This window comes from Streptomyces sp. NPDC054796 (assembly GCF_053611545.1).
In genome coordinates, this window is the sequence record NZ_JBSHAO010000014.1 from 115,075 (window position 1) to 135,893 (window position 20,819).

Below are 20,819 nucleotides of genomic sequence, written 5' to 3' on the forward strand. Positions count from 1 at the left end.
ATCGTGGTGTGGAACTCACTCTGCTCGGTACCGGCGCCCCCGCCGGACTCCCCCGGCCCGGCTGCCCCTGCGCGGCCTGCGCGACCGCCGTCGGCGACGAGGCGCGCGCGGCGACCGCGCTGCTCGTGGACGGCACACTGCTGCTCGACCTCACCCCCGGGCCCGCCTTCGCGGCGGCGCGGGCGGGGCACTCGCTGCAAGGCGTACGGCAGGTCGCGCTCTCGCACCCGCACGACGGGCCCGCGCTGGAGTTCCCCGCCGGGCTGCCCGCGCCCGTGCGCGTGCCCGACGGCCAGGAACTGGCCCTCATCAGCGGCCACCGGCTGCGCGCCCTCGCCCTCGACGCGCCCGGCACGGGCTACGCCGTCACCGGGCCTGGCGGCGAACGCCTCCTCTACCTGCCGCCCGGCGCGGCGGTGGCGGGCCTGGAGGACGAGCCCGCGCCCGTGCCGTACGACATGGCCGTCCTCGACGTCGTCGGACGGCCCGACGCGCTCGCCCGGCTGCGGGGCGCGGGCGCCGTCGGCCCGACGACCGACGTCATCGCCGTCCACCTCGACCACGACGTGCCGCCGGGCACCGAGCTGCACCGCCGCCTCGCCGCGGCGGGCGCCCGTACGGAGCCGGACGGGACAACGCTGATCGTCGGCGAGTACCACGACGTGCCCGACGTGCCGCGGCGCACGCTCGTGCTGGGCGGGGCACGCTCGGGGAAGTCGGCGGAGGCGGAGCGGCGGCTGGCCACGTTCCCCGACGTCGTGTACGTCGCGACGGGCGGGACGCGGGCCGGTGACGCGGAGTGGGCCGCACGGGTCGCCGCGCACCGGGAGCGGCGGCCCGCGTCGTGGCGCACGGAGGAGACATGCGATCTGGTGCCATTGCTGACGGCCGAGGGGCCGCCGCTGCTCGTCGACTGCCTGTCGCTGTGGCTCACGCATGTGATGGACGAGGTCGGGGCGTGGGACGACGGGGTGTGGCGTGAGCGGGGGGCGCGAGTGCTCGGGGAGCGGGTGGGTGAGTTGGTGGGGGCGGTGCGGGGGGCTTCGCGGACCGTGGTGACGGTCAGCAACGAGGTGGGGTCCGGCGTGGTGCCCACCTCTGCGGCGGGGCGGCGCTTCCGGGACGAGCTGGGCCGCCTGAACGCGGCGATCGCCACCGAATCCGAACACGTCCTCCTCCTCACGGCCGGCCTCCCCACGGTGCTTAGGGGGGCGGCTTCCGAGTGGGGGCACCGTTGATGGGGGGGGTGTTGCGCGGGACGGTTCGCCGGTGTGGTGGGCACTGTAGGGTCCCGCGCTGATTTTTGTGCCCTCTGCGGCCGGGGTGCCGTCATGTGGCGGGGCGTTGTTTTTCGGCTGCCTGGCCGGTGGCTTCGGCGCGGCGTATGGACCGGCAGTACGCGGCTGGCGCCGCGTGATTCATGGCTCGGGCCGTGGACATGGGGTGCCTGTGTGATGGGGGTCGGCGCCGCGGTGGGGTGTCTCCTCGGCGTGAAGCCATCGTCGTCGGCTCTCCGCCGGTGACTTGCTCGACCTGCGGGGACACCCCACCGCACCACCTCCCACCCGGTGGCCAACCGCAGGTCGGTGACCACTTCGGTTGTTCCCATGCTGTGGACCGGCGCCGTACCGGAAGGGCCCACCCTTGTTGTGCCCACCCACCGGCCCGCAGCCGCGTACGAACCCCCCAAGGGGGCAATCGGGCGGGCGCCCCCTGCGAAGGGGGTGTTGCGCGGGACGGTTGGCCCGTGAAGCGGGGACCGTAGGTCCCGCGCTGGTTTTGGTGCCCCTGCCGACCCGGAGTGGAGGTGGGCCACCGGCGGGACGGGAACGTGGTGGGGTGTCACCGCAGGACGAGCGAGTCACCGGCGGAGAGCCAAAAACGAGACCTTCACGCCGAGGAGACACCCCACCGCGGCACCGGACACCCCGCACCCACGCACCCACAACCACCGGCACAAGCCAAGAATCACGCGGCGCCAGCCGCGTCGCACCGCAACCACACGCCGCGCCGAAGCCACCGGCCCGCACCCGGCCCTGTACCGCCAGGCGACAGCACGCCAAATGTTGTGGGCAAACGTCCCGCTGGCGAGGGGGCACCTCCCAGCGGTAGCTGGGGGAGGGTGGGCACAACCCGTGCCACCGGCCCGCACCACGCGAACGAACCCAAAGGGGCACCAGGGAAGGCGCACCCCTACAAGAAACGGGCACCCCGTGAGGCCTTCACCCCGCACCCCGTGAGGGGGCACACCAGCGTGAAGGGCGAACCCCGCGTTTCCTTCCGCGCCCCGCGAAGGGGATACGCTTCGGCCGCATGAGTGAGCGGACGCTGGACCTGGACGAATTCTCCGACCTCATCGAGCGCCCCCACGGAGGGCTGCGCCGTGACGCCGAGGAACGACGCTCACGGACAGGGCTCCCGGCCCACGCGCTGGGCCGCCTCGACGACCTCGGCGAGTGGCTGACGGCCGCGCAGGGCCAACTGCCCGTCGCGCCGGTGCGCACTCCCCGCCTGGTGGTCTTCGCGGGCGACCACGGCATCGCGGAGTCGGACGTCTCCACGCTGCCCGCGGGCAGCGCCCACACCCTGGTGCGCGAGGCCCTGGACGGGACCTCACCGGCCGCCGTCCTCGCGAACCGGTTCGGCGTTCCGCTCCGCGTTGTCGACATGTCGCTCGACTGCGACGAGGACGCGTTCCCCGAGGAGGTCACCCGGCACCGGGTGCGCCGCTCGTCGGGGCGCCTCGACGTCGAGGACACGCTGACTCCGGAGGAGGCGGAGCGCGCGTTCCGCGCCGGGATGGCCGTGGCCGACGAGGAGGCCGACGCGGGCACCGATCTGGTGGTGCTCGGGGACCTGTCGGTCGGCGGGACGACGGCGGCGGGAACCCTGATCGCCGCGCTCTGTGGAACCGACGCCTCCGTGGTCACGGGCCGTGGCGGCGGCGACATCGACGATCTGGCCTGGATGCGCAAGTGCGCGGCCGTGCGCGACGGGCTGCGCCGGGCCAGGCCCGTGCTGGGCGACCAGCTCCAGTTGCTCGCCGCGGTCGGCGGCGCCGATCTGACCGCGATCACCGGTTTCCTGCTCCAGTGCGCCGTGCGCCGTACGCCCGTGATCCTCGACGGTGTGGTGTCGGCGGCCTGCGCCCTGGTCGCGCAGCGCGTCGCCTTCCGCGCGCCCGACTGGTGGGTCGCCGGGCATGTCAGCGGCGAGCCCGCGCAGGCGAAGGCGCTGGACCGGATGGCGCTGGAGGCGCTGGTGGACCAGGGTGTGGCGGTCGGCGGGGGCGCGGGCGCGCTGCTGGCGCTGCCGCTCGTGCAGGCGGCGGCCCAGCTCGGCGCCGAGCTGCCGGTGCGCGAGGAGGAGGAAACGCGCGCCGCGGAAAACGGCGCGCTCGACGCAACCTGACCGGCCTCTTCGCCGTCTCTCCGCACGGGACCCGGGGGCGGAGTGGGGAACGCGAGCGATCGCAGCTCCCGCTCCCGGGTCGTACGGGGGTCCCGTACGGAGGGCAGAGCCGTACGGGAGCCCTCGTACGGTGCCCGGTAGCCTGACCGGCCCATGGACGACACAGACCGCACCCCCACAGCGCCCGCCTCCCTCCCGGAGGGCGTCCGCTTCGCGCTGGGGACGCTCACCGTGCTGCCCGTGCGCGTCACCCGCTGGGACCGCGAGGCCGCGCGCCGGGGCATGGTGTGCGCTCCGCTCGCCGGGCTGGCCGTCGGGCTGCCGGCCGCCGTCGTCGGCACCGTGTTCCTGCTGCTGGGGGCCGGGCCGCTGCTCGCGGCCGTCGTCTCGGTCGCCGTGCCCGCCGTGCTGACGCGGGGCCTGCACCTGGACGGGCTGGCCGACGTGGCCGACGGGCTCGGCAGCGGCAGGCCGGCCGAGGACGCGCTGCGGATCATGAAGCAGTCGGACATCGGCCCGTTCGGGGTGATCGCCCTGGTGCTGGTGCTGCTGGGGCAGGTCGCGGTGGTGAGCGAGCTGTACGCGTCGGGCGGCTGGGCGCACGGTGCGCTGGCCGTGACCGTCGCCGCCGTCACCGCGCGCACCTCGCTGACCCTCGCCTCGCGCTCCGGTGTCCCCGCCGCGCGGCCCGAGGGGCTGGGCGCGGCCGTCGCGCAGACCGTGCCGGTGCGCACCGGTTATGCGACCGCGCTCGTCGTCGTGCTGCTGGCCGCGGGGGCAGGAGGGCTGGTGTCGCTGTACGCGGTGGTGCCGTACGCCGCAGCCGTCGTGCTCGGGCTGGTGGCGGGCGAGCTGCTGCTGCGGCACTGCCGCCGCCGCTTCGGCGGGGTGACGGGTGACGTCTTCGGCGCGCTGGCCGAGACGGCCGCCACCGGCACGCTGGTGTTTCTCGCGCTGGGCTGAGGGCACTCAGGCTCGGTGCGCCTCCGAGCGGTCGGAGGCACCGTCAGCGGGGCCCCGCTCCGTCCCCCACCCGCGCCGTGTACGCCCCCGGACCCGGGCGTCCGACGCGCTGCGGTGTCCGAACGGGCTCCGTAAAGCGCGTGGTCGGGCGGAGGTGGAGGACGTAGGGTCTCCGAACACCCGGGCCGACACGGGCATACGATGCCCGAAGTGCCCGAAGCCGTGCACCCGATCCGGCTTCTCCTACGGAAGAAGGTCTCTCCCACCGTGTCTGCTCTGTCTCTCAGCACTTCGTCCGCCGTGACGCTGCGCGCGGATGCCGTCGTCGTCGGCGTCGCCAAGGGCAGCCCCGACAGCAAGAGCCCCCTCGTCGTCGCCCCCGGGGCCGAGGCCGTGGACAAGGCGTTCGGCGGCAAGCTCGCCGCGACGCTGGACGCGCTCGGCGCGAGCGGCGGCGAGGGCGAGGTCACCAAGCTGCCCTCGCCCGACGGTGGCGTGAAGGCGCCGGTGGTGCTGGCGGTGGGTCTGGGCGAGGCTCCCGGTAAGGACGAGTCCTACGAGCCCGAGACGCTGCGCCGCGCGGCGGGCGCCGCGGCGCGTGCGCTGGCCGGGGTCAAGAAGGGCGCCTTCGCGCTTCCCTTCGAGGACGCCGACGCCGTCGCCGCCGTCGCCGAGGGCGCGGCCCTGGGCGCGTACGCCTTCACCGCCTACCGGAGCCGGAACGCCGACGCGAACGGCGACGGCGGCGGCAGCGGCAGCGGCAAGAAGAAGGACAAGGACAAGAGCGCCCCGCTCGCCGAGATCACCCTCGTCGGCGCCAAGCCCCGTGACAAGGAGCACAAGGCCGCCGTCGAGCGGGCCCAGGTCCTGGCCGAGGAGGTCAACCGCGCCCGTGACCTCGTCAACACCCCCTCCAACGACCTGAACCCCGCCACCTTCGCCGCCCAGGTCCAGGCCGCGGCCAAGGAGCACGGCCTGAAGGTCGAGGTGCTGGACGAGAAGGCGCTGGCCAAGGGCGGCTACGGCGGCATCCTCGGCGTCGGCCAGGGCTCGGTGAACCCGCCCAGGCTCGTGCGCCTCAGCTACACGCATGCCAAGGCGAAGAAGTCCCTGGCCCTTGTCGGCAAGGGCATCACCTACGACTCGGGCGGCATCTCGCTGAAGCCCGCGGGCCACAACGAGACGATGAAGTGCGACATGGGCGGCGCCGCCGCCGTCTTCTCGGCCGTCGTCTCGGCGGCGCGGCTCGGTCTGCGGGTCAACGTCACCGGCTGGCTGGCGCTGGCCGAGAACATGCCGTCGGGCTCGGCCACCCGGCCGGGCGACGTGCTGAACATGTACAGCGGCAAGACCGTCGAGGTGCTGAACACGGACGCCGAGGGCCGCCTGGTCCTGGCGGACGCGCTGACCCGCGCCTGCGAGGAGTCCCCCGACGCCATCGTGGACGTGGCCACGCTGACCGGCGCCATGATGGTGGCGCTGGGCTCCCGCACGTTCGGCGTCATGAGCAACGACGAGGCGTTCCGTACGGCCGTGCACGAGCTGGCCGAGGAGGCGGGTGAGCCGTCCTGGCCGATGCCCCTGCCCACCCATCTGCGCAAGGGCATGGACTCGCCCGTCGCCGACATCGCCAACATCGGCGAGCGCATGGGCGGCGGTCTGGTCGCGGGGCTCTTCCTCAAGGAATTCGTGACGGAGGACACCTCCTGGGCCCACCTGGACATCGCGGGCCCTGCCTTCAACGAGGCGTCGCCCTTCGGCTACACCCCCAAGGGCGGCACGGGCACGGCGGTGCGCACGCTGGTGCGGCTGGCCGAGCACACCGCTTCGGGCGAGCTGGGCTGACCAGCACCTGACCCCTCGGACCCCGCCTGACCTGGCCTGATCCGGTCTCATCCGGCCTGATCGGGTCCGGCCCGGACCGTTACGCCCCGCGCCCGGGGCCGCTGAGCCCCGGGCGCGGGGCCGCTCCACCGGCGCGTCCGCCCGTGCCTGCGCGCGTACCTCCGGTGCGCTCGCGGGGGTGCTTCGCGCGCGCCGATCGCTACCGGCGAACGTGCTCGTACCGGCCGGTACAGCAGCCCCGCGTCCCGTTGTCCGCCGACAAGTGCGAAGATGGATCCTCGGCAGGACAGGGCCCCCGCAGCGGCTTCACCACAAGCCGAGTCCAGGGCCGAAGCAAGACAGCGGCCGAACATACAGCCGCCCGGTCAGAGGAGACCGGCTCCGGCGTACCCATGCATGGAGGACGTGACGTGGCGAACGACGCCAGCACCGTTTTCGACCTAGTGATCCTCGGAGGCGGAAGCGGCGGTTACGCCGCTGCCCTGCGCGGGGCCCAGCTTGGCCTCGATGTCGCCCTGATCGAGAAGAACAAGCTGGGCGGTACCTGCCTGCACAACGGGTGCATCCCCACCAAGGCGCTGCTGCACGCCGGTGAGCTGGCCGACCAGGCGCGCGAAGGCGCCGAGTTCGGCGTGAAGACCACCTTCGAGGGCATCGACATCGCCGGGGTCCACAAGTACAAGGACGGCGTCGTCGCCGGTCTGTACAAGGGTCTCCAGGGCCTCGTCGCCTCCCGCAAGGTGACGTACGTGGAGGGCGAGGGCCGCCTGTCGTCCCCGACGTCCGTCGACGTGAACGGCCAGCGCTACGAGGGCCGCCACATCCTGCTGGCGACCGGCTCCGTGCCGAAGTCGCTGCCGGGTCTGGAGATCGACGGCAACCGCATCATCTCCTCGGACCACGCGCTGGTCCTGGACCGCGTACCGGAGTCCGCGATCATCCTGGGCGGCGGCGTCATCGGCGTCGAGTTCGCCTCGGCCTGGAAGTCCTTCGGGACCGACGTCACCATCGTCGAGGGCCTGCCCCACCTGGTGCCCGCCGAGGACGAGAACAGCTCCAAGCTGCTGGAGCGCGCCTTCCGCAAGCGCGGCATCAACTTCTCGCTCGGCTCCTTCTTCGAGAAGGCCGAGTACACGGACAACGGCGTCAAGGTCTCCCTCGCCAACGGCAAGGAGTACGAGGCCGAGGTCCTGCTCGTCGCCATCGGCCGCGGCCCGGTCTCGCAGGGCCTGGGCTACGAGGAGGCCGGGGTCGCCATGGACCGCGGCTTCGTCCTGGCCGACGAGTACTGCCGCACGAACGTGCCGACCATCTCGGCCGTCGGCGACCTCATCCCCACCCTCCAGCTCGCGCACGTCGGCTTCGCCGAGGGCATCCTGGTGGCGGAGCGGCTGGCCGGTCTCAACCCGGTCCCGGTCGACTACGACGGTGTGCCCCGGGTGACGTACTGCCACCCGGAGGTCGCCTCCGTCGGCATCACCGAGCAGAAGGCCAAGGAGGTCTACGGCGCCGACAAGGTCGTCACCCTCAAGTACAACCTCGCCGGGAACGGCAGGAGCAAGATCCTCAAGACCACGGGCGAGATCAAGCTCGTCCAGGTCCGCGATGGTGCCGTGGTCGGCGTCCACATGGTCGGTGACCGCATGGGTGAGCAGGTGGGCGAAGCCCAGCTCATCTACAACTGGGAGGCGCTGCCCGCCGAGGTCGCGCAGCTCGTCCACGCCCACCCGACGCAGAACGAGGCGCTTGGCGAGGCCCACCTGGCCCTGGCAGGCAAGCCGCTGCACTCGCACGACTGACGCACGTCCGGGCGAGCGCACCGACCACTTTTCGCACTTTCCCCGGGCCCCGGCTCCGCCGGGCGGGGAGAAACCATCGTAAGGAGCAACAGAAACCATGGCGGTTTCCGTATCCCTTCCGGCGCTCGGCGAGAGCGTCACCGAGGGCACCGTCACCCGCTGGCTGAAGGCCGAGGGTGAGCACGTCGAGGCCGACGAGCCGCTGCTGGAGGTCTCGACCGACAAGGTCGACACCGAGATCCCGGCCCCCGCTTCCGGCACCCTGGCCTCCATCAAGGTCGCCGAGGACGAGACGGTCGAGGTCGGCGCCGAGCTGGCCGTCATCGACGACGGCTCGGGCGCCCCCGCCGCCTCCGCTCCGGCCGCCGAGCCCGCGCAGTCCGAGCCGGAGCCCGCTCCGGCCCAGGCCGAGGCCCCGGCCCAGGCCCCCGCGCAGCCGGAGCCCGCACAGGCCGCCGCGCCCGCCGCGGGTTCGGCCGAGGGCACCGAGGTCGTCCTCCCGGCGCTCGGCGAGAGCGTCACCGAGGGCACCGTCACCCGCTGGCTGAAGCAGGTCGGCGAGGAGGTGGCCGAGGACGAGCCGCTGCTGGAGGTCTCGACGGACAAGGTCGACACCGAGATCCCCGCCCCGGCCGCCGGCACTCTGCTGGAGATCCTGGTCGGCGAGGACGAGACCGCCGAGGTCGGCGCCAAGCTGGCCGTCATCGGTGCCGCGGGTGCCGCCCCGGCCGCCGCTCCGGCGCAGGCCGAGGCCCCCGCACAGGCTCAGGCCCCGGCGCAGGCTCCCGCTCCGAAGCAGCCCGAGCCCGCGCAGGCGCCCGCTCCGGCCCAGGCGCAGCCGCAGGCCCAGGCCCCCGCCGCTCCGGCGGCTCCGGCGGCTCCGGCGGCTCCGGCGCAGCAGGCCCCGGCTCCGAAGGCGCCCGCCGCTCCGGCGCAGGCCGGTGGCGGCGAGGCCGACGGCGCGTACGTGACCCCGCTGGTGCGCAAGCTGGCGGCCGAGCACGGCGTGGACCTGTCCTCGGTCAAGGGCACCGGCGTCGGTGGCCGCATCCGCAAGCAGGACGTCGTCGCCGCCGCCGAGGCCGCCAAGGCGCAGGCCCCCGCCGCTCCGGCGGCCGCCTCGTCGGCGCCGAAGTCGCCGAAGCTGGAGCCCTCGCCGCTGCGTGGCCAGACCGTCAAGATGCCGCGGATCCGCAAGGTGATCGCGGAGAACATGATGAAGGCGCTGCACAACCAGGCGCAGCTCTCCTCCGTGGTCGAGGTGGACGTCACCAGGATCATGAAGCTGCGCGCCCGCGCGAAGGAGTCCTTCCAGGCACGTGAGGGCGTCAAGCTCTCGCCGATGCCGTTCTTCGTGCAGGCAGCCGCCGAGGCGCTGAAGGCCCACCCGGCCGTCAACGCCCGGCTGAACGACGACGGCACGATCACCTACCACGACGTCGAGAACATCGGCATCGCGGTGGACTCGGAGAAGGGCCTGATGGTCCCGGTCATCAAGGAGGCCGGGAACCTCAACCTGGCGGGCATCGCCCGCAAGACCTCCGAGCTGGCCAAGAAGGTCCGCGAGGGCGGGCTCGGCCCGGACGACATGTCCGGCGGCACGTTCACGATCAGCAACACCGGCTCGCGCGGTGCGCTGTTCGACACGATCATCGTGAACTACCCGCAGGTCGCCGAGCTGGGCATCGGTGCCACCGTCCGCCGCCCCGTGGTCATCGACCACCCGGAGCTGGGCGAGACCATCGCCATCCGCGACATGGTCTACCTGACCCTCTCCTACGACCACCAGCTGGTCGACGGCGCGGACGCGGCCCGCTACCTCTCCGACGTCAAGGCCCGCCTTGAGGCCGGCGAGTTCGAGGGCGAGCTGGGTCTGTAAGGGCCCGAAGAAGTACCAGCGCGGCAGCAAGCACGCCACGCGAGACGGCGCCCCCGTCCGGAGTTCTCCGGGCGGGGGCGCCGTCGTGTGCGGGGTGCGTGCGGGTGCGGGGGGGGTGCTGGGTACGGGCGGGCCCGGGGGCCCGGGGTCAGCAGGTGGGGCGGTACGGGACGCCCGCCAGGGCCGCCTCCCAGCGCTCCCGGGAGAGGCCGCCGTCGGCGCGTGCGCAGACGCGGGCGACGGCGTGCGCCGCGTCGGCCGGGTAGCGGCGTACAGGCGTGTGGCGGCCGACCGCGCGCACCGCGCTCCCGTCGGCGCTGAACGCCACGGCGAGCAGTGGGTCGCGGCCCGTGGGCAGGGCCGTGCCCAGTGGCTGGTGGGAGGCCATGTCCCACAGCCGCAGCGTGCCCCGCGTGCCGGCCACGGCCAGGGTGCGCCCGTCGGGCGAGAAGGCGAGCGCGGCGACGGGCTCGGACGAGCCGCCGCCCGGCTCCCTGGACGTCCCCGCGAGGAGGCCGAGGCCGCGCCGTCCGCTGCCGTCCCAGAGGGTGACCCGGCCCGAGTCGTCCCCCGCTGCCAGGCGGCTGCCGTCCGCGCTGAAGACGACCGCGTTGGTCTCGTCCTGGGTGAGGGCGCGCCGCACGACCCTGCCGCTGCCCGGCTCGACGAGCTGGCCGTGGTTGGTGACGACGAGATCGCGGCGCGGGTGCACGGCCAGGGACTCGCCGCCCGCGCCGCGCAGCACCTTGGTCCTCTTGTGCCGCCGCGGGTCCCAGACCTCGATCTCCTCGCCCTCCGGTATGCGCGAGGCCAGCAGGGACTTGCCACCGGGGCCGCCGAAGGCCAGCCCATTGAGGTCGTTGCCGAGAGCGGCCCGGCCGCCGCGCGGTGAGAGGTCGAGCCGGGCGCGGGTGCGTCCGCGCGCGGTGTCCCACAGCGCGACGCGGTCCCTGAGCGCGCCGTCGCCCGCCCAGGCGCTGGTGCCGTAGGCGAGGGTGCGGCTGTCGGGGCTGAAGGCCAGCACGGGGGTGCAGGCGGGCTCGTCGGCCTCGTCCGCCTCGTCCCCCTCGTCCCCCTCGTCCGTCTCGCTCACGGGGGCGTCCTCTCCCCCGGTGTCCTCCGCGTCCACTTCCGTCTCGTCCCCTGGACCGTCGCCGGAGCGGCAGGGCTTGTGGGGCGGCTGCGGAGCGAGCGGCGCGCCCCGTGCGTCCCGCAACTGGAACCGCGCCTTTCCGGAGGCGATGCGCGCGGTGGCGAGGGTGCGCCCGTCGGGGCTGAAAGCGGCGGACTCCAGTGCCGCGCCATGGCGGGGTGTGCGGTGGACGCCGCCGAGGGACAGGGTGCGCACGACGCGGCCCGAGAGCCCGCTCAGATAGCGGATGACGCCGCGCCCGGTGTCCACGCGTACGCCGCTGACGTGCTCGCTGACCAGCGGATAGCGCAGCACGGGGCGCGACTGCCCGGCCTGGGGACCGGTCCGGCGCCGGTCGCCGTGCAGGTCGTCGGGGCCGTCGAGGCGCCAGGCCAGGATCTCCTGCGAGTCGGTGGCCACGAGCAGCCGCCCGTCGCGGCTCAGGGACATGCCGGTGAGGTCACGGTGGCCGATCCGGAGCCTTTCGCGGCCCGTACGGGCGTCGCGGACGCTGATGCCGGAGGCGTCCAGCGAGACGAGGGAGCGGTCGTCGGGGGTGAAGGCCAGGTCGTCGGCTTCGCAGGCGGCGCGGGCCGCGTCGCCCGGCCAGTCGTCGGCGGGCGGCGCGCTCCCGCCACCTGGGGCGGGGCCCTTGGAGCCGTCGCCCACGCGCCACAGCTCCAGGCGCCCGCCCTCGGGGCACAGGGCCAGCTTCCGGTCGTCGTGGCTGACGGCACCGAGCGCCGAGCGGTCGCCCCGCAGCCGACGCTCGAAGATCCGTTTCCGGTGCCGTACGTCCCACAGTTGGACGTGGTGGGCCTCGCGCGGCCCGAGGAGGCCGTCGTCGACGCGCAGGAGCCGTCCGCTGGGGCTGAACCCGGCGGGCCTGCCCTCCGCGCCGTGGAAGTGCTCCGTCCGCGCGCCCGGTGCGGTACGGCGCAGCGACACGCGTCCCCGGTCGTCCGCCCACGCGATCCGCCGCCCGTCCGGGCTGAGCGCGGCCTGGAGCGCTCCGCCGACGGGCCCGAGGCCGTTCCTGGAGGCCCGTGCGCGGTGCGCCGGCACGTCCCAGCGGGTCAGTTCGCGGGGGCCGGCGCTGACCAGGGTCCGGCCGTCGGCGCTCAGCAGCCGCTGCGAGGCCGCGCCGTCCCCGCCGTCCGCTGTGCTGCCCGACGGCAGGGTGAACGCGTCCTCCTCGGGCTGGGACAGGGCGCCGAGCAGCGCCGACCTGGTCTCGGGCGTATCGGCGAGGCGCCAGGCGGCGACGCTGAGCCGCATGGCCTGTACGGGGTCGGACATGCGCATGCTGTCCGCGACGCCCGCGATCCTGCGCGCCTCGGCCTCGATGTGCCGCCGGTCGCTGGTGCGGCTCTGCTGCCAGGCCACAGTCCCTGCGACGAGCGCGAGCACGACCAGCGTGGACAGTACGGCGAAGGCGCCGCGCCGCCGACGCCGCTCGCGGGCGTGGGTGCGGCGGCTGGCGTCGAGGAAGTCCCGCTCCAGCGGCGTCAGTCCGGGGTCGCGGCCGGTTCCCCTCGCGTCGGCGGCGTGGCCGGGGGCGGCCGGGACCGGCGGGCTCGACGGGGCCGAGGGAGCCGGTGGGCTCGACGGGCCTGACGGCGTGGCGGGGAACAGTTCCTCGGCCGTGGCCAGGCGCGTGCCCCGGTAGAGGGCGCCCGCGTCGCGGTCCAGCTCCGCCCAGCTCTGCGCCGCCTCGGTCAGGCGGCGGTGCGCGCGCAGCCGCTCCCTGTCCTCCTCGATCCAGCCGCGCAGCCGGGGCCAGGCCGTGATCAGCGCCTCGTGGGACAGCTCGACGGTCTCGTCGCCGAGGGTGAGGAGTCGGGCCTGGGCGAGCCGGTCGAGCACGGGGCCCGTGTCGTCGGATGTGGCGGTGTCGGTGGCGGTGTCGGTGGCGGTGTCGGCGTCTACGGCACCGGCGTCGGCGTCGGCGGTGCGGAGTTCGGCGCGCGGTACGGGGCGGCGGGTGTCCGGGGAGCCCTCGCCGGGCGCGATCAGGCGCAGCAGGATGCGGCGGGCGGCGTCGGCCTGCCCCGGTGACAGCGTCGACCAGATCCGTTCCGCTGTCTGGGCGATGGCGCCGTGCAGCCCGCCCGCAGCCTCGTACGCCTCCAGTGTCAGCGTGCGGCCCCGCCGTCTGCGCCAGGTCTCCAGCAGGACGTGCGACATCAGCGGCAGCCCGCCCGGCTCCCCCTCGACGTCCCGCAACACGCGCGCGGTGAGCGCCCGTTCGACGATCAGCCCCTCGGCCGCCGCCGGTCTGACCACGGCCTCCCTCAGCTCGCGTCCGCTCATCGGGCCGACGAGCAGCCCGGCCTCGCTGAGCGCGTCGGCGAGGGCGCGGTGTTCGGCGCAGCGGCCGTAGAAGTCGGCGCGTACGGCGATCACGACGCGCAGCCGGCTGGCCGGTTCACGTGCCGCGAGGAGCATGCGCAGGAAGCGGGCGCGTTCGGCCTGGTCGCGGCAGAGGGTGAAGACCTCCTCGAACTGGTCGACCAGTACCCAGGTCTCGCCACGCGTCGCGCCGTCCTGGTCGCCGGTTTCGGAACCGGAACCTCCGGCCGGGGTGAGCGCCGCCGCGTGGGTGCGGGCCGGGTGCTCGCCAGGGGTGAGGATGCGCAGCGCGGCGGGGCGCGGCACCAGGGCGTGCCCATCGGCCCCATCGGCCCCGTCAGCCCCTTCGGCCGCGTCGGAGCCTCGCAGCGCCGGTATCAGACCGGCCCGCAGGAGGGAGGACTTGCCGCTGCCCGAGGGCCCGAAGACGGCGGCGAAGCGGTGCTCCGTGACCAGGTCGAGGAGGTCGGCCGTGAGCTGGGAGCGCCCGTGGAAGCGCTTCTCGTCGCCGGGCTCGAAGCGGGCGAGGCCGCGGTAGGGCGGCTCCGCGCCCGCGCCGTCCTCCGGCACCGCTGCCGCCGCCTCGGCCGCCTCCGCCGCGGCCTCGCGCCAGCGCAGCTCCCACGTCTCCGGCTCGCCGCCGCACGCCCGCGCGTAGGCGAGGGTGACGGCAAGGGAGGGGAGGCGTTCGCCCGCCGCGGCCTGGGAGAGGGTCGTGACGGAGTAGTCGGCGCGGGCGGCCAGTTGACGGTAGGTCGGCCCGCCCGCCTCCTCACGGAGCTTGCGCAGCTCGTACGCGAAGCGCTGTACGGGACCCGCCGACGGATCCACCGGGACCTCTCTGCGGCCCAACTCCCCGTTCCCTCCCCCTCGCCCCGTCGCGCTGCGTTCCGCTTCCCCGCCCGGCGTTCCCAACCGGGTCCCCCGACCGGTTTCCTCGACCTGTTTCCTCGTCCGTATACCGGTCCGTAGCGTACGTTCTCCGGCCCGTACACCCGCCAGGGGTCAACTGTGCGGTTTCCGGGCGCTTTCACGCTAAGGGATTGTTCGGCCTGGTGGAACGGGGGTGCCGAACAACCGCACACCCCTCTGGAATGGGCTCGACAGAACATCGGCTTCCCGCCCCGCACGGCGGGGTTTCATGGGGGCGCGCATGCGCGAAGTGGGGGACTCGGACGGCACCGGGCGTACGGAGGAGAGGGCGGCCGACCACCGCTCGGCCGTACGCCGACTGGTCTGGGGAACGGCGGTGGGCGTCGCGGCGACCGCCGCGATGATCGCGGTGACGCTGCCGCTGAACGCGGTGGGCGACGACAGCGCGGAGCGGACGAGCCGGTCGGGCGCGTCGTCCGAAGCCCCGTCCGGCACCGGTTCCGGCACCGGCTCGGGAGCGCCCGCGAAGATCGAGGCGGCGCCCGAGCAGGGCGAGCGCGGCGAGGGACGCGAGCCGCTGACGCGCGCCGAGGCGGCCGAGGCGGAACGGGTGGCCCTCGCGGGCGACCGGGGGCTGCGCACGGCCGGCGAGGACGTGTCGGGCGACAAGGGCAGCCCCGAGCATCTGAGCACCGACCTGGCCGACTCCGCCGACGGTCCTGGCCGCCGCGCCGAGGTCTACTTCTACGACTACGGCGACGACACCCTCGTCCACAAGACCGTCCTGCTCGGCGAAGGCGGGAACGGGGACAGCGCCCTGAGCAAGGTGGAGGACTCCGAGGTGTCGCGCGGCGCGCAGCCGCCGCCCGCCTGGCGCGAGGCGCGCGAGGCGGCGACGGTGCTGCTGGGCGACCCGCTCGGGTCCGGGCTGAAGCGGGACTACGAGAAGGCCGTGGGCAAGAAGCTCACCGGCGCCGGACAGCTCTCCGTGCAGGGTCTGACGTACGTGCCGCGCGGCACCCCGGAGGGCCCGCTCGCGCGGTGCGGCGACGAGCGCTGCGTGCGGCTGTTCACGCGGGTCGCCGACGGGCCGTGGATCGACACCCAGCGGCTCGTCGTCAATCTCAGCGCCCGCACGGTGGACCGGCTCCCGTAGCGGCGCGCGGCAGCCGTACGCGTACGTACACGTCCGCACGCGGCGCACCGCCGCACCCCGAGCCCGAGCCCGACCGCGCGTCGGGCAGACCAGAGAACCGGAGAACACTCCATGCGCGGATCCATCCGGCGCCTGGCCCTCACCACGGCCCCGGCGCTCCTCGTACTGACCGCACTGCCCACCCTGTCCGCCTCGGCGGCCTCCCCCGCCTCCCCCGCCACGCCCGCCGCACCGGCCGCCGCCGCTGCCCAGCCCGACTGCGGCTCCGGGTCCGCGATCGAGAAGAAGCTGCGGGGCGGCGGCACCTGGCGCATGTGCTGGCACACCACGGGCACCTCAGGACTGGTGCTGGAGGACGTCTCCTTCCAGCCCAAGAGGGAGGCCGAGCCGATACAGATACTCCGCAGCGCGCGGCTGGCCCAGATCCACGTCCCATACGACAACGCGGCGGCCGAGTACAACGACGTCACCGACATCCGGCTCGGCGACTCCCCCGAGCCGCTGCGCCCCAAGGACTGCCCCGGCGGCGTGCTCAAGAAGATCCCCCGGGTCGACCCGATGGACGGCGAGACCAAGATGGTCGACGGTCTGTGCGTCACGACCCAGGAGCGCGGCTTCGCCTTCCACGGCAACAGCCAGGACGTCGGCGAGGCCCGCAACAAGAAGGACGCGGAACAGGGCCAGGACCTGGTCGTCTACACCGTCAACTCGGCCGGTTACTACCACTACATCAACCAGTGGAACTTCTCCGACGACGGCACCCTCACCCCGCGCGCCGGGGCGACGGGCAACCTCTCGCCCTCCGACTTCGACGCCGCCGACGGCAAGGGCTGGCCCATCGGCAAGGGCAGCAAGGCACACGCCACCAGCCACCACCACAACATCTTCTGGCGGCTGGACTTCCACCCCGACGGCGCTCCGGCCGGGCGCGTGGAGCAGTACGACACCAAGCGCACGGGCAGCGGCGGAGGGCCCGACAACACGCCCACGTACAAGACCACCCGCACGACCGTCACCAAGGAGCTGGCAGGCAACACGGGGACGGCCAGCGCCCGTTGGTGGCGCGTCGTCAGCGCCAAGGGCAAGAACGCGGACGGGCACCCGCGCTCCTGGGAGCTGGTGCACCAGAACAGCCACAAGTACACGGCGCGGCCCTTCACCAAGTACGACGTGTACTTCACGCGCTACAAGAAGGGCGAGCAGTACGCGAGCGACAACGCCCGCTTCGGGAACGGCCGTAAGGCGGACGTCAGCAAGTTCGTGGACGGCGAGACGCTGAAGCACCCCATCGCGTGGGTGAACGTCGGCTTCCACCACGTCGCGCGCGACGAGGACCAGACGCCGATGCCCGTCCACTGGCAGGGCTTTCAGATCGCCCCGCGCGACGTGACGTCCATGAGCCCGCTCACACCGGACCGGCTGCACAAGTCCCGCTTCAACGGCGTCCCCGACTTCGGCTGACCGCCACGGACCCGCACGTCAGCCGTGCGTCGCGGGCCCGCCACCACAGACCGCCACCCCCCGCAGCGACGCCCCCGCCCACCACCCCCGGGCGGGGGCGTCGCCATGTCCACGGCCGTATTGTCTAGGGCACCACACCTCCCGCCCCCGAGGAGCGCGCATGACCCCGCCCGTCGTCCACTCGCTGCGCGAGCAGATCCGCGAGCACATCGTGGAGGGGATCGTCAGCGGCCGGTGGAAGCCGGGAGAGCGGATCGTCGAGCGGCGGATCGCGGTGGAGCTGGAGGTCAGCCAGACCCCCGTACGGGAAGCGCTGCGCGAGCTGGAAGCGCTGCGGCTGATCGAGTCGGCGCCGAACAAGGGCGTGCGGGTGCGGCAGATCTCGGCCGCCGACCTGGAGGAGATCTATCCCGTACGGGCCGGTCTGGAGCAGATCGCGGCGGAGCTGGCCGCGCCCCGGCTCGCGGCGGACGTCTCGGCGCTCCGGCCGCACGTCGCCGCGCTGTACGAGGCCGACCGCGAAGGCGACGGCGAGGCCCAGGTGCGGCACACCGTCGCCTTCCACCGCGAGATGGTCCGCGCCTCGGGCAACAGCGTGCTGCTGCACACCTGGGAGGGGCTCGGGATCGAGGTGTGGACCGCGCTGTCCATCCGGTGGCTGGGGACGGTGCAGCAGTCCTACGCGGAGGAGCACGAGGCGGTGATGGACGCGTTCGAGCGCCGCGATCCGGACATCGCACCCCTGGTCAAGTCCCACGTCCTGGGCTGCGCCCCAGCCCCGCTCTGACCCCTGCCAGGGGTGCGCCCTGCCGGTGCCACCCGGGGTTCCGCTGCGCGGCTGCGGCCGGTGGGTGGGCACAACAGTCGGAGCGGGCCGGAGGCTGGCCACCAACCCCCACCACCGACCCCCACCACCGAGCACCGCACACAGCGCACCGGAACAGAGCCGCACAGCGCCCTGAAGCGAGGGGGACAAAACCCCCATTTTCGTGACGGAACCCCTCCATCACGAATGGGCACGCAGTGCCGACTTCCGGGGCACGGAATGCCAATTTCACCCCACCCTTTGATCGATCATCGATCGCAGGCGTACAGTCCAGTCGCTGGGGCGCTCCCCTGTCCTGCCCCTTCAGGGACCCCGACCCCCGCACCCCCCTCTGTCCGCCCGTCCGGAAGGTGGCCACCATGCCCGACCCCGTACGCACCCAGCCGAGCGAGCTCGACCAGCTCCCGGACCGCGACCCCCAGGAAACCGCCGAGTGGCGGGAATCCCTGGACGCCGTGACCGCGCACGCGGGCCCCGAGCGCGCCTCGTACCTGGTGCGCCGCACCGTGGATCACGCCCAGGACAGCGGGCTGACCGTCCCGCGGCTGCTGGAGACGGACTACGTCAACACCATCCCGACCTCCGCCGAGCCGGAGTTCCCCGGTGACGAGGCCATGGAGGCCCGGATCACCGCGTGGAACCGGTGGAACGCCGCCGCGATGGTCACCCGCGGCAGCCGCTACGGCCTCGGCGGCCACATCGCCACCTTCGCCTCCGCCGCCTGGCTCTACGAGACCGGCTTCCAGCACTTCTTCCGCGGCAAGGAGGCCGACGGCTCCGGCGACCAGCTCTACGTGCAGGGCCACGCCTCCCCCGGCGTCTACGCCCGCGCCTTCCTCGACGGCCGCCTCACCGAGGCCCACCTCGACCAGTTCCGCCAGGAGGCGAGCGGCCAGGGCCTCCCCTCGTACCCGCACCCGCGGCGGCTCCCCTGGCTGTGGGAGTTCCCGACCGTCTCCATGGGCCTGGGCCCGATCTCCGCGATCTACCAGGCGCGGTTCAACCGCTACCTGACCGACCGCGGCATCAAGGACACGAGCAACTCGCACGTCTGGGCCTTCCTGGGCGACGGCGAGATGGACGAGCCCGAGTCGACCGCCGCACTCGCCCTCGCGGGCCGCGAGCGGCTCGACAACCTGACCTTCGTCATCAACTGCAACCTCCAGCGCCTCGACGGCCCCGTCCGCGCGAACTTCAAGATCGTGCAGGAGCTGGAGGCCCAGTTCCGCGCCGCGGGCTGGAACGTCGTCAAGTCGCTGTGGGGCTCCGCCTGGGACGAGCTGCTCCAGCTCGACACCACGGGCGCCCTCGTCCGCCGCCTGCGCGAGGTGCCGGACGCGCAGTTCCAGACGTACGCGACCCGCGACGTCGCCTACATCCGCGAGCACTTCTTCGGCGCCGAGCCCGCGCTCGCCGAGCTGGCGAAGCTGATCAGCGACGCAAAGATCGCCGAGTGTTTCCACACCTCCCGCGCGGGCCACGAGCCCCGCAAGGTGTACGCGGCCTACCGCGCCGCCGTCGCGCACAAGGGCGCCCCGACCGTGATCCTGGCGCAGACCGTCAAGGGCTGGACGCTGGGCCCGGGCTTCGAGTCCCGGAACGCGAACCACCAGATGAAGAAGCTGACCGGCAAGGAGTTCCGCGCCATGCGGGACCTGCTGGAGCTGCCGATCCCGGACAGCAAGCTCGACGAGGAACTCGTCCCCTACGTGCACCCGGGCGCCGACTCCCCCGAGGTCAGGTACCTCCAGGAGCGCCGCGCGGCCCTCGGCGGCCCGGCCCCGGCCCGCAAGGTGCACCCGGTCGGCCTGCCCGAGCCGGCGGCGAAACCCTTCGATGCGCTCAAGAAGGGCTCCGGTTCGCAGGAGATCGCCACCACGATGGCGTTCGTCCGCCTGGTCAAGGACCTGATGCGGGAGAAGGAGACCGGCAGGCGCTGGGTTCCGATCGTGCCCGACGAGGCCCGCACCTTCGGCATGGAGTCGCTGTTCCCGTCGGCGGGCATCTACTCGCCGCTGGGCCAGACGTACGACCCGGTCGACCGGGACCAGCTCCTGTACTACAAGGAGGCGTCGGACGGCCAGATCCTCAACGAGGGCATCACGGAGGCCGGTTCGCTGGCCGACTTCACCGCCGCCGCCACGTCGTACGCGACGCACGGCGAGCCGATGATCCCGTTCTACATCTTCTACTCGATGTTCGGCTTCCAGCGCACCGGCGACCAGTTCTGGGCGCTCGCCGACCAGCTCGGCCGCGGCTTCGTGATCGGCGCCACCGCGGGCCGCACGACGATGACGGGCGAGGGCCTCCAGCACGCCGACGGCCACTCGCCGCTGCTCGCCTCCACCAACCCGGCCGCGATGATCTACGACCCGGCCTTCGCCTTCGAGGTCGGCGCGATCGTCAAGGACGGTCTGCGGCGGATGTACGGGCCGGACCCGGAGCAGAACGAGGACATCTTCTACTACCTCACGGTCTACAACGAGCCCAAGGTCCAGCCGGCGCTCCCGGAGGGCGTCACGGACGAGGCCATCGTCAAGGGCCTGTACCGCTACAAGGAGGGCACGGCCCCGGAGGCCGGGGCGCCCCGCATCCAGCTTCTCGCCTCCGGCACCGCGATCCACTGGATCCTGGAGGCCCAGGAGATGCTGGCGGACGAGTGGGGCGTGACCGCCGACGTGTGGTCGGCCCCCTCCTGGAGCGAGCTGCGGCGCGACGCGCTGGAATGCGACGCGGCGGCCCTGCGCGGCGAGGAGCGGGTCCCGTACGTGACCCGCGCGCTGGAGGGCGCGGCAGGGCCGGTGCTCGCGGTCAGCGACTGGATGCGCGCCGTTCCCGACCAGATCAGCCAGTGGGTCGAGCAGGACTGGTCCTCGCTGGGCACGGACGGCTTCGGCCTGTCCGACACCCGCGACGCAGCCCGCCGCCACTTCGGCGTCGACCCGCAGTCGGTCACCGTCGCGGCCCTGGCCCAGCTCGCCCGGCGCGGCGAGGTCAAGCAGGAGACGGTGAAGAAGGCGGCCGAGAGGTACGGGCTGGCCTGACGACGGGTGACAGGTGGCCGGTAACGGCTGACGGCTGACGGCTGACGGCTGACGGCTGACAAGTATCAGATATCAACT

The 20,819-nt window shown here is 73.6% G+C and carries 11 protein-coding genes; 10 read left to right on the forward strand and 1 reads right to left on the reverse strand.

Annotated features, from left to right (window positions below; all coding sequences use genetic code 11):
- Window positions 1-8: 8 nt before the first annotated feature.
- From ACWGJ2_RS14670 to sucB, 6 genes are all read left to right on the forward strand, one after another.
- Complete coding sequence (locus ACWGJ2_RS14670; RefSeq protein WP_453346431.1) at window positions 9-1,238, forward strand: bifunctional adenosylcobinamide kinase/adenosylcobinamide-phosphate guanylyltransferase; 1,230 nt, start codon at window positions 9-11, stop codon at window positions 1,236-1,238.
- Window positions 1,239-2,313: 1,075 nt separating this feature from the next.
- Entirely contained in the window at window positions 2,314-3,411 is a 1,098-nt protein-coding gene (locus ACWGJ2_RS14675; RefSeq protein WP_453346432.1) for a nicotinate-nucleotide--dimethylbenzimidazole phosphoribosyltransferase, read from the forward strand.
- Window positions 3,412-3,564: 153 nt separating this feature from the next.
- A complete protein-coding gene (gene cobS / locus ACWGJ2_RS14680) occupies window positions 3,565-4,374 on the forward strand; it encodes an adenosylcobinamide-GDP ribazoletransferase (RefSeq protein WP_453346433.1) in 810 nt (269 codons plus the stop codon).
- Window positions 4,375-4,641: 267 nt separating this feature from the next.
- Complete coding sequence (locus tag ACWGJ2_RS14685) at window positions 4,642-6,219, forward strand: leucyl aminopeptidase (RefSeq protein ID WP_453346434.1); 1,578 nt, start codon at window positions 4,642-4,644, stop codon at window positions 6,217-6,219.
- A gap of 410 nt (window positions 6,220-6,629) precedes the next feature.
- A complete protein-coding gene (gene lpdA, locus ACWGJ2_RS14690) occupies window positions 6,630-8,018 on the forward strand; it encodes a dihydrolipoyl dehydrogenase (RefSeq protein ID WP_453346435.1) in 1,389 nt (462 codons plus the stop codon).
- A gap of 97 nt (window positions 8,019-8,115) precedes the next feature.
- Complete coding sequence (sucB, locus tag ACWGJ2_RS14695) at window positions 8,116-9,897, forward strand: 2-oxoglutarate dehydrogenase, E2 component, dihydrolipoamide succinyltransferase (protein ID WP_453346436.1); 1,782 nt, start codon at window positions 8,116-8,118, stop codon at window positions 9,895-9,897.
- Between the two features lie 148 nt (window positions 9,898-10,045).
- Here sucB and ACWGJ2_RS14700 read toward each other — a convergent pair whose 3' ends face one another.
- On the reverse strand, window positions 10,046-14,233 hold the full coding sequence (locus ACWGJ2_RS14700; RefSeq protein WP_453346437.1) for an nSTAND1 domain-containing NTPase: 4,188 nt from the start codon (window positions 14,231-14,233) through the stop codon (window positions 10,046-10,048).
- A gap of 301 nt (window positions 14,234-14,534) precedes the next feature.
- Here ACWGJ2_RS14700 and ACWGJ2_RS14705 point away from each other — a divergent pair, with 301 nt between their 5' ends.
- From ACWGJ2_RS14705 to aceE, 4 genes are all read left to right on the forward strand, one after another.
- The gene (locus ACWGJ2_RS14705) at window positions 14,535-15,410 is read left to right on the forward strand and encodes a hypothetical protein (RefSeq protein ID WP_453346438.1); all 876 of its coding nucleotides are present in this window, start codon (window positions 14,535-14,537) and stop codon (window positions 15,408-15,410) included.
- A gap of 111 nt (window positions 15,411-15,521) precedes the next feature.
- Window positions 15,522-16,871: a copper amine oxidase gene (locus ACWGJ2_RS14710; RefSeq protein ID WP_453346439.1), complete on the forward strand. Its 1,350-nt coding sequence runs from the start codon at window positions 15,522-15,524 to the stop codon at window positions 16,869-16,871.
- Window positions 16,872-17,031: 160 nt separating this feature from the next.
- Window positions 17,032-17,658 (forward strand): GntR family transcriptional regulator, encoded by a 627-nt coding sequence (locus ACWGJ2_RS14715; RefSeq protein WP_453346440.1) that lies wholly within the window; start codon window positions 17,032-17,034, stop codon window positions 17,656-17,658.
- A 398-nt stretch (window positions 17,659-18,056) separates the two neighbouring features.
- Window positions 18,057-20,741 (forward strand): pyruvate dehydrogenase (acetyl-transferring), homodimeric type, encoded by a 2,685-nt coding sequence (aceE, locus tag ACWGJ2_RS14720; RefSeq protein ID WP_453346441.1) that lies wholly within the window; start codon window positions 18,057-18,059, stop codon window positions 20,739-20,741.
- The last annotated feature ends 78 nt before the right edge of the window (window positions 20,742-20,819 follow it).